This is a genomic window from Paenibacillus sp. LK1, from assembly GCF_002750415.1.
Classification (GTDB): domain Bacteria; phylum Bacillota; class Bacilli; order Paenibacillales; family Paenibacillaceae; genus Paenibacillus; species Paenibacillus taichungensis.
Map to the genome: position 1 here is coordinate 22807 of NZ_PEII01000009.1, position 12395 is coordinate 35201.

12 protein-coding genes are annotated in these 12395 nt (G+C 45.4%); 8 read left to right on the top strand and 4 right to left on the bottom strand.

The window, feature by feature from the left end; translation table 11 throughout:
* Window positions 1-97: 97 nt before the first annotated feature.
* Window positions 98-970 (top strand): AraC family transcriptional regulator, encoded by an 873-nt coding sequence (locus CS562_RS19855; RefSeq protein WP_175381114.1) that lies wholly within the window; start codon window positions 98-100, stop codon window positions 968-970.
* A gap of 167 nt (window positions 971-1137) precedes the next feature.
* Here the strand turns inward: CS562_RS19855 and CS562_RS19860 are convergent, their stop codons facing one another.
* The gene (locus tag CS562_RS19860) at window positions 1138-1458 is read right to left on the bottom strand and encodes a winged helix-turn-helix transcriptional regulator (protein WP_024632671.1); all 321 of its coding nucleotides are present in this window, start codon (window positions 1456-1458) and stop codon (window positions 1138-1140) included.
* A gap of 414 nt (window positions 1459-1872) precedes the next feature.
* Here CS562_RS19860 and zwf point away from each other — a divergent pair, with 414 nt between their 5' ends.
* The 4 genes from zwf to yunB all read left to right on the top strand — a co-directional run bounded on the left by zwf (window position 1873) and on the right by yunB (window position 6436).
* The gene (zwf, locus tag CS562_RS19865; RefSeq protein ID WP_099858018.1) at window positions 1873-3327 is read left to right on the top strand and encodes a glucose-6-phosphate dehydrogenase; all 1455 of its coding nucleotides are present in this window, start codon (window positions 1873-1875) and stop codon (window positions 3325-3327) included.
* 398 nt (window positions 3328-3725) lie between these two features.
* On the top strand, window positions 3726-4619 hold the full coding sequence (gene gnd / locus CS562_RS19870) for a phosphogluconate dehydrogenase (NAD(+)-dependent, decarboxylating) (RefSeq protein ID WP_076290940.1): 894 nt from the start codon (window positions 3726-3728) through the stop codon (window positions 4617-4619).
* Between the two features lie 87 nt (window positions 4620-4706).
* A complete protein-coding gene (gene fsa, locus CS562_RS19875; RefSeq protein ID WP_024632668.1) occupies window positions 4707-5351 on the top strand; it encodes a fructose-6-phosphate aldolase in 645 nt (214 codons plus the stop codon).
* A gap of 209 nt (window positions 5352-5560) precedes the next feature.
* Window positions 5561-6436, top strand: a complete 876-nt coding sequence (yunB, locus tag CS562_RS19880; protein ID WP_076290939.1) for a sporulation protein YunB — start codon at window positions 5561-5563, stop codon at window positions 6434-6436.
* 122 nt (window positions 6437-6558) lie between these two features.
* On the opposite strand, the gene CS562_RS19885 is transcribed toward yunB, so the two are convergent.
* A complete protein-coding gene (locus CS562_RS19885) occupies window positions 6559-7629 on the bottom strand; it encodes a M23 family metallopeptidase (RefSeq protein ID WP_076290938.1) in 1071 nt (356 codons plus the stop codon).
* 324 nt (window positions 7630-7953) lie between these two features.
* Here CS562_RS19885 and lipA point away from each other — a divergent pair, with 324 nt between their 5' ends.
* Together lipA and CS562_RS19895 are read left to right on the top strand one after the other, a co-directional pair.
* The gene (gene lipA, locus CS562_RS19890; protein ID WP_076290937.1) at window positions 7954-8853 is read left to right on the top strand and encodes a lipoyl synthase; all 900 of its coding nucleotides are present in this window, start codon (window positions 7954-7956) and stop codon (window positions 8851-8853) included.
* Window positions 8854-8867: 14 nt separating this feature from the next.
* Window positions 8868-9251, top strand: coding sequence for a YutD family protein (locus tag CS562_RS19895; RefSeq protein WP_257219555.1), 384 nt, complete (start codon window positions 8868-8870; stop codon window positions 9249-9251).
* A gap of 28 nt (window positions 9252-9279) precedes the next feature.
* Here CS562_RS19895 and CS562_RS19900 read toward each other — a convergent pair whose 3' ends face one another.
* Entirely contained in the window at window positions 9280-10083 is an 804-nt protein-coding gene (locus CS562_RS19900) for an NAD kinase (RefSeq protein WP_024634403.1), read from the bottom strand.
* Between the two features lie 104 nt (window positions 10084-10187).
* Complete coding sequence (gene ylbJ / locus CS562_RS19905; RefSeq protein ID WP_099858019.1) at window positions 10188-11441, bottom strand: sporulation integral membrane protein YlbJ; 1254 nt, start codon at window positions 11439-11441, stop codon at window positions 10188-10190.
* A 562-nt stretch (window positions 11442-12003) separates the two neighbouring features.
* On the opposite strand from ylbJ, the gene CS562_RS19910 reads away from it, so the two are divergent.
* Entirely contained in the window at window positions 12004-12381 is a 378-nt protein-coding gene (locus tag CS562_RS19910) for a globin domain-containing protein (RefSeq protein WP_099858020.1), read from the top strand.
* Window positions 12382-12395: the final 14 nt, after the last annotated feature.

Below are 12395 nucleotides of genomic sequence, written 5' to 3' on the forward strand. Positions count from 1 at the left end.
CCTATAAGGAGATTATATCTTTTTAAAAATCTTAAAAGTTGTGTTAGGATATGAAGAAATGTTGCTCTGTTGTCATTGTGAAGAAGGAGGAACGAGAATGTTTGAACGTGTGGACTTTGAGGGAAATACTTTGGTGTGGGATTATCAAATTAAGTCTGTGAACGACTTCAAAGGATATTATCATTGGCATCAATGCGGAGAAATCCTCTATGTCCATGAAGGGCAAGGCATTGTGGTTTTGAATAATCATACCTATCCCATTCGTAAAGGCATGCTCTTCTTTTTTCAGCCCTATCAGCTGCATCACGTTTATGCCGAGGTGCATTCAGATACACCGTATGAAAGGAATATTTTCTATGTAGAACCCATTGTAATGGATCGATATTTGGAAGCGTTCCCGTATCGCCGTGCTTTTTTTTCAAGGTTATGGAAAGGCAGAAATCAACAGCAGGTTTTTGATCTAAGTTCATCTATGGATCAGGTGGATTGGATATACAAAAGTTATCACCAGTCACGCAGTCGAATTGGGGGAGAGTGGGAGGAATCAGTGCTGTTTTTGCTTCAACTCCTGAATGTTTTGGATCAACAAAATGATGTGGAACAGGAGAGGCAACCATACTTGGTCGAATCACGTCAATTAAGACATGCGGAGAAGATGATGCATTGGATTGAAGAGCACTATATAGATGAAATCAGATTGGATCATATGGCGAACGATATCCATTTATCCAAGTCTTATGCTTCCCGTATCTTTCAGCAAGAAACAGGAAGCAGTATTACGGACTACGTCACAGCCCGAAGACTCAAGCAAGCTTATCTTCTGCTGGAAACGACAACAATTTCCGTTGAAGAGGTTGGCAGAAGGGCGGGATTTCCCAATGGCTCTTATTTCATTCAATTATTTCGCAAGTCGGCGGGAACTACTCCGCTTCAGTATCGGCAGCATTTTGAACGCAGCAGCAGACATTAAATCACATGAGTGTAACTGCTGATGTTATTAAAAGTAGCGTCAGAACATTATCGTAATGAAATTTAAAGTGCTATTTTAAAATTGCAATGTATTCGGAAGTTAAAGCGAAAAAGAAGTTTTCTCTTCTAAAATAGAATGAATTTCTATACTTTCCTCAAAAGTACGTCCTACAGCCACTTATCGGCCCACCGTTCTACGGCGCTTAATGCGCGCCCCAACTCTGTGCCTTTGCGGGACAACATATATTCTGTCCGAACAGGGCGCTCCGTAACCACATGACGCACGACCAATCCCTCTTCCTCAAGTTCCTTCATCCGTTCATTAAGTACCCGTTTGCTCAGGTCCGGGATATAAGCGTGAATTTCACTGAATCGTTTGGGTTCTTCCATCAATGTATGAATAATGAGGGCTACCCATTTCCGGCCAATGATCTGATAAGACTGTTCCACCTTTTCGCATATTTGCTTGGCATTCTCATCATCGCTCATAATAGTACTCCTTTGATTTAGTTATGCTTATTATAGCATTAGTATACTTATTGTAACCTGAGTGTCCACAAGCCCTATGTGTAAAATGTCACATACCAATTGTTCTTAATGTTACCACATAAAGCGTTAACATTAAATAAAAACCCTATGAACACTGGTGTTCACAGGTTGGACACGATTGTTGACGAATTGTGACGACAGGTGTAAGATGGGTAACGTCAATTCAATTGGTTACAATTTATAACCTTGATTAAGGTTGTGGAGAGAAGGAATGTTCCATGTTTAATTCAGGTCAGATACACAAGCGGAGGTAAGGCGGGGAACTCCCCCACTAATTCCGTCTTTTGTCATGCTTGGATTTGAACATTTTGCATCATCATATACTATACTGCACAGATCACAGGAGGCACTCCAATGGACGCAATGACATTTGTCCTCTTCGGGGCAACAGGCGATTTAGCCAAACGTAAGATTTACCCTGCATTATATAATTTGTACATTGATTCGAAAATGCCGAAATCCTTCTCCGTTATCGGTCTTGGACGGCGTGAATTGTCGGATGCTGACTTCCAGGCGAATGTTGAAAAGTCACTGCATACCTTCTCCCGTCAAACACCGGAAGAAGAAGCTCAAGTTCGCGACTTCATTGGAGCTTTCCGTTATTGTTCTTTAAATAATACGAAGCTTGAAGATTACACCAAATTGCTGGAACTGGTTCAGAAACGTGAACAAGAGCTCAATATTCCTGAAAATCGCATGTTCTACATGTCGGTTGCACCGGAATTCTTTGAGCCAATCGCACTGAACATTCAAGAAAGCGGCTTAGGTAACACCAAAGGCTGGAAGAAACTTATCATCGAAAAACCATTCGGACACGATCTGCAATCTGCTCGTGAACTGAATGAGAAACTCAGCAATACCTTTGCAGAAGAAGAAATTTACCGCATTGACCATTTCCTTGGTAAACCGATGGTTCAAAATATTGAAACCCTCACTTACGCGAATCCAGTCATTCAGGCTTTGTGGTCCAATCGATACATTGCCAATGTACAGATTACGGCAAGTGAAACGGTTGGTGTTGAAGAACGTGCCGCGTATTATGACCAAAGCGGTGCCCTTCGTGACATGTTCCAAAACCATATGCTTCAGTTGCTGATGATGATTGGTTTGCACTTGCCAAAACGCTGCACACCGGAAGAAATTCAATTCAAAAAGCAGAAGATCGCTGAAGCTCTTCGTCCATTAACGAAAGAGAATATTGCTGCCGAAGTCGTTCGTGCCCAATATGCAGCAGGCGAACTACAAGGAACTTCTGTTGTTGGATACCTGGACGAGCCTGACATTCCAGCTGGTTCTCAGAATGAGACATATGTTGCCGCGAGATTGTGGATCGATGATCCATTCTGGAGTGAAGTTCCATTTTACATTCGTACAGGTAAACGCATGGCTGAAAAATCAACCAGAATTGTTGTTGAATTCAAGGCTCCACTGAAAACAGGTCATGAATCCGAAAATACAACAGAGCCTAACCTGCTGACAATTGAAATTGGACCGAAAGAAAGCATCTCGCTTCAATTGAATGCGAAAAACCCACTCAACCAAGGTGAAGTGGAACCGATGCATATGAACTTCAACTCAGGTGAACGCAACATTCCGGAAGCTTACGAAAACTTGATCTTTGACGCGATGCGTGGAGATTCTACATTCTTTGCTCACTGGAACGAAGTTGAACTGGCTTGGCAATGGGTACAGCCGATCTTGGAAGCATTCCAGGAGGGCAGTGTGCCACTCGATACGTACAGCGCTGGTTCGCAAGGACCTGAGTCAGCAGATCGTCTGATTGCAGAGAATGGCTACCGTTGGTGGTAAAAGTAGTGTAAGAGCAGCATCAGAGAAGAAAACACTACAGTCTGTTCTGCTCAATAATATACAAATTTTTATGAATTACACCGTTCCAATTTTGCATAAGTCCTTCCGGTAATACTCGGAAGGCCGCGAAAATTTTTGATATAGATTAGTTGGCTCAATCTAAATCAGTTCGTAACAATTACGCGCGAGTAGTGTAGGGGACGAAATCGATTCTGAAGAAGCGAAGACTGCGCCTTTATCCCCGGATTTCCCCCTTGAGGGTAATGAAAAGAAATCTGGGGGTAAGAGCGATCGAAAGAACGATTCGTAACCGGAACGGCTACTGCGCCAAGGTTAAGCACTTATTTTGGAATTGGCCAGATAAAAATTAGAAATGTTCATAACAGGAGGAACTAGCAATGAAACTTGGACTTATTGGATTAGGTAAAATGGGATTGAACCTGGGTAGAAACTTGATTGACCACAAACATGATGTGGTTGCTTTTGACTTGAACGCTGAAGCTGTTAATGAAATGAAAGAATACGGCGCAACAGGCGTATCTTCTTATGCAGAAATGGTGGCTTCCCTTGAATCCCCACGTGTATTGTGGATCATGGTTCCTCACAATGTGGTTGACGCTGTATTGGCTGAAGTAAGCCCACTGTTGTCCAAAGGCGATATCATCATCGAAGCCGGTAACTCTCACTATAAAGAGTCCATCCGTCGTTACGAAGAAATGAAACCTAAAGGCATTCACTACATGGATGCTGGTACATCAGGCGGTATGGAAGGCGCACGTAATGGCGCATGTTACATGATCGGTGGCGATCCTGAAGCTTGGGCTGTAGTTGAGCCTGCATTCAAGGATACTTCCGTTGAAAATGGTTACCTGTATGCAGGTAAAGCGGGTAGCGGTCACTTCCTGAAAATGGTTCACAACGGTATTGAGTACGGTATGATGGCTTCCATCGGTGAAGGCTTCGACGTATTGGAGAAAAGCGGCTTCGATTTCGACTTCGAACAAGTTGCTCGTGTATGGAACAACGGTTCCGTTATCCGTTCTTGGTTGATGGAATTGACAGAGCGTGCATTCTCCAAAGATGCTAACCTGGATGAAATCAAAGGGGTTATGCATTCTTCCGGTGAAGGACGTTGGACAGTTGAAACAGCATTCGACCTGCAAACAGCTACGCCAGTTATCGCGTTGTCCCTGTTGATGCGTTACCGCTCCCTGGAAACAGACACGTTCACAGGTAAAGTTGTCGCAGCTTTGCGTAATGAATTTGGCGGTCACGCTGTAGAAAAAAATTAATTTATATATAACTGTTAACATATACGGATAATCGGGTAATGATGAGTATAGTTGTTTACAAAATTCATCAAGTGGAGGGAACATATCATGAAATTTTTCTTAGATACAGGTAATGTTGAAGAAATCAAACGGATCGAACGTCTTGGTCTGGTGGATGGAGTCACGACCAACCCGTCTTTGATTGCCAAAGAAGGTCGCGTATTTAAAGAAGTGATTCAGGAGATCTGTGGGGTTGTTAAAGGCCCGGTCAGTGCTGAAGTCATCGGACTTAAAGCCGAGGATATGTTGAAGGAAGCTTATGAAATTGCTGAGTGGGCACCGAATGTAGTGATTAAACTACCGATGACCGAAGATGGACTCTATGCTTGTCATGAACTGACCCAAAAAGGAATTAAAACCAATGTAACGCTGATCTTCTCTGCAGCACAGGGCCTGATGGCAGCGAAAGCTGGCGCAACTTACATCAGTCCATTTGTTGGTCGTCTGGATGATATTGCGGTGGATGGCATGAAGCTGATTCGCGATCTGCGTCTCATTCTAGATACGTACGATTTGCCTTCCGAAATTATTGCAGCAAGCATCCGTAATATCAAACATGTGGAGGATGCAGCCCTTTCCGGTGCGCATATCGCGACCATTCCGGGTTCGCTCCTGCCAACATTGTGGAAACACCCACTGACAGACAGTGGCATTGAGCGTTTCCTGAAAGATTGGGAATCTGTTCCGAAATAATAAAATGTGGATAGGGTCTGATTCCTCAGAGCCATATTTCATTAAAAAGCCTTTCGACTTGCAGATAAACAAAATCTGCTGGCGAAAGGCTTTTTTAGTTGTAAGTGATGAGATCCCCGTACGAGCAGGTGCTGTCCTTCTTTTTCGGGACAACAGTGCATAAGGATAGTATATAGCCTATAGCTCATCCCGCAGGGGAGGGACGCCCGATGATGAGAAGACGATGGCGAAGCCGAAGACGCCGCAAGCCGCCAAGTGGCAGGCGCAAAATGTGGTTGATTATTTTATTGGTAACAGCGTTTTGTTTGATGCAGGGTTTCGCCTATGTAGACAAGAAAATGAAACCGCCCATCATGCATCTGGCCAAAATCAGAGTGAAGCAAATTGCAACGGAAGCGATCAATAAGGCAATTACTGCGCAGGTTTCCGAAGGTAAATCCACCGAAGGATTGATTGACTGGAAAACCGATACGGCTGGGAAAGTGTCCGGATTCATGCTGAATTACGATGAGCATATGCGGATCACTGCGAGTACGATGAACATCGTGCAATCCACTTTGCAGAACGTGCATATGTTAAAAGAAAAAATTCCGCTGGGGCAGGCGTTGGGCAGCCCGGTACTGGCATCCTTTGGTCCAAGTATACCGGTTCGTATTGAGCCTCAGGGGGCCGTCAAGGTGGATCTGAACACCCGTCAGCAGAACGCCGGTATAAACATGATTCTGGTTGAAGTGTACATTCACATCATTGCCGAAGTCGCGGTGGTGGTGCCCTTTGACATGGAACCCGAGACCGTTGATACGGAAATTCCGATATCTTACCTGTTGGTGGTCGGGGATGTGCCGATGTATTACTATGATAATCAGGGCAAGCCGGTGGGCAGCAACGGTAGCAACGCACCCGCAATTGCACTTCCATCCGGTCAGACTGGTGTTTCGAGTGGTCATGGAGGAGCACCGAATTCAAACTCTTCCAACCAGCAGCAGGCTCCAGCAAACGGTCTGAACGGAAATGGACTGGAGGTTGAGCCGGATTTGTCTGATCCGAATGGGGGATTGCAGCTTGACGTAGATGTAAACCACTGATGAGTCAAAGGCAAATATCGAATAAAAAAAACGGGGCCTCTATATGAGGTCCCGCTTTGCATTAAAAATCATCTCAATACTAAATAGATACTTCTTATCTTTTGTTCCAACCTCATTTTGCTTCATTTGCTTTTGGCTTTTTTCTGTTTGCGTTCTTCCTGCTCCCAATGCTTTAGATTCGGGTAAGGGTCAAATGACCATTCATTCAGCCCGCTATCACGATAGATCCCATAGTGCAGATGAGGAGGAAACTTGCCTTGTGTACCCGGTTTTCCATACCCTGAACTACCCACCCAGCCCAAAACCTGACCAGGGGTAACCACTTCGCCGATATGGGCGTTTTTGTCGAAGCCGGATAGATGAGCATAATAGTGGTAATGGTTGTTCAGATCACGAATACCGATACGCCAGCCGCCAAACGGATTCCAGCCTTTAATCTCCACGACACCGTAACAGGTACTGCGCACAGGCAGGCCATGTGGTGCAAAAATATCCGTGCCTTCATGAATGCGGTACCCACCCCAACTGCGTTTTGTCCCCCAGGTGCTGCGGTAAGAATAGTTGGTTCCGAGAGGAACGGGGAAGGCGTGATCAAAGAGATCGAGGTTGTCAAAATGCTCATATAATTTCGCGAATTGCTGAATGCGCTGCACCGCACGGGAGTTATGATAATATTCCCATAGAGCAATGTTGAAGTCCTCCGGCTTGTTCCCATAATTCTTAATAATGGAAGCCATGCTGTAGAGTACGTCCAGGTCATTATTGGCATCTGCTACACCATCACCAGAACCGTCACGACCATAACCATTGAAAAAGACAATGGAGCCCGGATGTTGATCCGTCTCATCTGGATTGAGCCAGCCTCTCCAGGCTGGGGAGGTCATGAATATGCCGGTCAGCCGTTCCGGATGTTTACGATCTTTCGGATGTGCACGCGAGATGGTTCGTTCGTATTGATCAATTGCTGCGAGCCTGTACCAGGGAATTTGGGTCATCTGACCAATGCTTTCATATAGATGTCGGCGTGAAGCGAAAATTTCCGCTGGTTTTTGCTTTACAGCCTGTGGTTTGGAATCAACGGCGGTGGGTTCACCGTAAACATCAACAGGCAAGAATGGGAGAAGCAGTGTGCCTGCAAGCAATGTTTTGATCCAAAAGGAATAAGTTAACCGCGATGTAAAGCGATCTTGCACAGGGAAGCAGCCCCCTTTCCAATGAGATGATGCACATGGTGCCCGGTGAACCAAGCTATAACCTAGCGTTCTTCAAAAGTCTTCATTTTATCCATGTAAGCATTTTGCATAAATCCAAAAAGCGACTTTCAATCAGCGAGAGGTAGATCGAAATGGGTTTATTCGTCTACCTCTCGTACTCGGGAGCGAAGGAATCGAATTATGCAAAATGCGGATGTAAGACATGAATGCACAAGATGTGACAAATGGGGGTTTTTCCAGCGCTTTCATGGTATAATATGTTCCGAGCAACAGCCTAACTTCAGTAGAAAGAAGGTTTATGCATTGGCTAAACGTGTTAAAGAACCGAAACCGGACTGGATTCGGATCAAATTGACAACCGGCGATAACTATCAGGAAATGAAAACGATGATGCGTTCCAAAACGCTGCATACAGTATGTGAGGAAGCACGGTGCCCAAATATTTACGAATGTTGGGCCAATCGGACGGCTACTTTTATGATTTTGGGCGACATTTGCACACGGGCATGCCGTTTTTGCGCGGTAAATACTGGCTTGCCGACGGAACTTGATTTGCAGGAACCAGAACGCGTGGCAGAGGCGGCAGAACAGATGAATCTGCAGCACTGCGTAATTACGAGCGTGGCGCGTGACGACCTGAAGGATGGAGGAGCGACGATTTTTGCGGAGACGGTGAAAGCCGTTCGTCGTCGTTTGCCTTTATGTAGCGTAGAAGTACTGATTCCAGACTTTTTGGGTGACCGGGATTCCTTGCAGATTGTCATGGATGCCAAACCGGACATCTTGAATCATAACATTGAGACAGTAGAGCGGCTTTCGGACAAAGTTCGTGCCAAGGCAAAATACAAGCGTTCACTCGAACTGCTTGCTCGTGCCAAGGAAATGCAGCCAAATATCCCGACGAAATCGAGCATCATGCTTGGTGTAGGTGAGGAATATCATGAAATTTTGCAAACGATGGATGATCTGCGCGCTGTGGATTGTGACATTATGACGATTGGTCAATACTTGCAGCCATCTGAGAAACATCTGTTTGTGGAGAAGTATTATCCGCCAGAGGAGTTCGCATCATTGAAGCAGGAAGGACTGAAGCGTGGATTCAGCCACGTGGAATCCGGACCTATGGTCCGCAGCTCCTACCATGCCCATGAACAAGTGAAATCTGCTGCGAAAAATAGTGAAAAGGCGGCATCTCACGCATGATGGAGGAGACAGGTTTGGAAGAAGAAAAAAGTTCAGAACAGGTTGAGGAATCGGTTCAGGAGCCTGTACAGGACAAACCTAAAGAACCGGTTATTGTTCAAATCGGCGGAAAGAATTATGAAATCGTGCAGAACCACAAGGAAGGCTGGAATCCTGAAGTCTTCCGTGACCGTTACAGCGAAGTGCTGGAGCGGTACGATTACATTATTGGGGACTGGGGTTACAGCCAGTTGCGGTTGAAGGGTTTTTACCGGGACAACCACCCCAAAGCAACGAAGGATTCCACAATCTCTAGCATGGTGGACTATATCAATGAATATTGCAATTTTGGCTGTGCGTATTTTGTGCTTCAGAAGAGCAAAGATCAGCCTCAAGCCAAAGCAAAAAGCGGTTCCTGAGAAGGACCGCTTTTTTTGTTGCATACATTTAGTCCAAAAAAGCTGTGCGAACCCTGTTCCAAAACGGATACGGGCGGAAACGAGCAAAGCTGACCTTATGACGAGCCACTTGGCAGCGTACGGATATGAGATCTTCCACCATAACGTTTACGTGGTCAATGGTAAGTAGCAACCGCTGATCCTTACGTGAGAAGATATCACAGTGATGGTGCTTTGGCAAAATAACTGGTGAACCCAGCGTCCGATAGACGCGGTTATTAATCGATGCAATCTCGGCGATCTGAATGGCCTCGATCGTGGGATGCACCATGGCGCCGCCAAGCGCTTTGTTGTATGCCGTACTGCCTGAAGGTGTAGATACACAGATACCGTCACCACGGAACATCTCAAACGTCACATCATTAATGTCGACCTGGGCAACCACCGTACCGTCTACACCTTTTAACGTAAATTCGTTCAGTGCAATATAAGAGGTATTGCCCGATTTTTTACGAATCTCAAGCTCCAATAGCGGGTACTCCACAATCCGGGGTTTGAGTCGTTCCGGGTCGCCTTTGCCGCTCATTAATCGAACCAGTTCCCGTAATTCTTCCTTCTTCCAATCGGCATAAAAGCCGAGATGGCCTGTATGAACCCCAACAAAAGCAATGTCCGGGATGCGGTCGATGAAATTGTGAAATGCTTGCAGCATCGTACCATCGCCTCCGATGGAGATGACAATCTCCGGCGATTCTGCATCCAGCTTAAACCCTTCCTCTTTTGCCAGCGCATGAAACTGCTGACTGAGATCAATCGATAACTGGTCTCCGCGGTCTTGAACATAGTATCTCAAGATGAAAGCTCCTTTGTGGTCATTATACTACCGATGATAATCAATTCCAGGGAAGAACACAACGTTGGATTGATATTCAGTTGAATATAAACGCACAGGATGGCTTATTTTTTCATGCGTCGAGGTAAGAAAAAGGGACTCATCAGAGAAAGTATCAGTAGTAAAAGTAATACGACTCCAAGTACACCAATTCCCGAAAACAGGATCTGTGTCCAATCGGGTGTATACGAAAATAATTCTGGCTTGGCACCGTTTTGGAACAAAACAGGCCATTCTGAACCACCCATCATCGGCAGCCATAGCACAAGTACAAGTATGGGTGCAATGAGAGCGTGAATTGCTCTCGCAAATAAAAAGGGGCCATATCTCATGGGTGTGTTACTCAGGACACTCATGATCTGGGCATGGACGGATAATCCTCCCCAGGAGAGGACAAATGCAGCAGCAGCAGCTTTGTACACGAGCGGAATGGAAATGCCCGCTCCTCCTGCTTCCTTGGTTCCCAAAGTGACTTCAAATAATCCACCTACGAGACTGTGAGATAAGGCAGGGGGAAATCCCGTATATAAAAGCAGTTGTTCCGTAATGGCGTATAACCCGCCTAGCCATCCAGTTTGAACGAGTAATTCCAACATAACGGAGAAGAATACAACTAACCCTCCTACGATAATAATAAGGCGAAGGGATGAGGAGACTGCCTGGCGCAGCAATTCACCAAATGCCCGTCCATCAGCCTTTCTTGCCTCGTGCATTGCATAAATGGCTCGGAGCAGTCTGTTTCTGTGTACCTTTGCAGAAGCGGAGGGAGAGTCGTTGATCGACTGTTTATCCTTTACGGAGACATTTCCATGGAAGCGCATGAGCAAGCCCACAAGAAATGCAGCACCATAATGTGATGTGACAAGTATGGGAGCGATAGCTACATTATGAAAAAAACCGACCGATACGGCTCCAATCATGAAGATGGGATCGGATGATGTGGTGAAAGCAACGAGGCGTTCACCTTCTTCCCGAGTAACCAATTTTTGCTCCCACAATTGTGCAGTCAATTTGGCTCCAGTGGGATAACCGGAAGCGCAACTGACGGCAAACACAAAGCCACCGCTTCCGGGAACGCGAAATAGCGGACGCATCAAAGGATTTAAGAGTGTACCCAAAAAATGAACAATGCCGAAGCCGAGAAGCAGTTCGGAAAGCACCAGAAAGGGAAAAAGGGAGGGAAACAGCACGTCCCACCAAATGGATAGTCCACGTACACCTGCATGCCAGGTTTCCGTAGGAAACAGCACCATCAACACACACAGGATCAGAAGAGCTAATGGGATCAGGACATGGGTGATTCGTTGTGAAGCGGCCATGAATTCTTCTCCTTTATTTTTGGAATGGTCAGTGTGCAGCAGATCGCTGGTGCTTTTGCCATCAATATATGAGACAAAGCGGACAAACAGTACAAATTAATGTTTAGAAAGCGCTTGCAAAAGTGGCTGTGTTTTTAAGAGATGTATGCTAAAATGATAAAAACGCCTGGACGTCAACTATTTACCTAGAAGGTGGAATTAAATCGGATGGAGTGATGATTATGAGTCTTGTCACCGGAATCCTGGTTTGTGCTTTTGTTTATGTTATACGTGCCTCGCTTGTTCGCTCTGAAGAAGAGGACTGGCGAAGTTATTAATGAAATATTTGGTGCGCCAAACCTCATGTTTGGCGCTTTTTTTGTGCCTTCAGTACGAGATAGACCTGTATAAGTTATGGCTATGTGGAACCATAAGCCTTTCATGTTATATAGGACTTTTGGGATTTTTTTGATAGAATGAAGATAAAGGTGTTCGTGGCCTTGTTCTTCAATCTCCTTTCACAATTAAGCATGGGAGTGTAATATATGTCAAAATTCGACACCTGAAAGGAGGGGGAAGCGGAATGAATCCTAGTTTGAGCATCTACGACAATCTTGGTGGAGAGACAGGCGTTCGCGCACTGGTCGAAGCTTTTTATCCGATTGTTCAGCAGAATGAGAAGTTGGCACCTCTTTTTCCGGAGAATATTCAACCGGTAATCGACAAGCAATACATGTTTTTGTCTCAGTTCTTCGGTGGTCCTGCATTGTTTTCCGAGGCTTTTGGTCATCCGATGATGCGTGCACGTCATATGCACTTTGAAGTGACGGTTGAACGGGCAGAAGCCTGGCTTGCATGTATGGATCAGGCGTTGACACAAGTTGGTGTGGAAGAGCCGTTGCATTCTTTCGTCCTGCAGCGATTGTCGGGGCCAGCACATCATTTTGTGAATACACCTTAGTTCCGATTACAAGC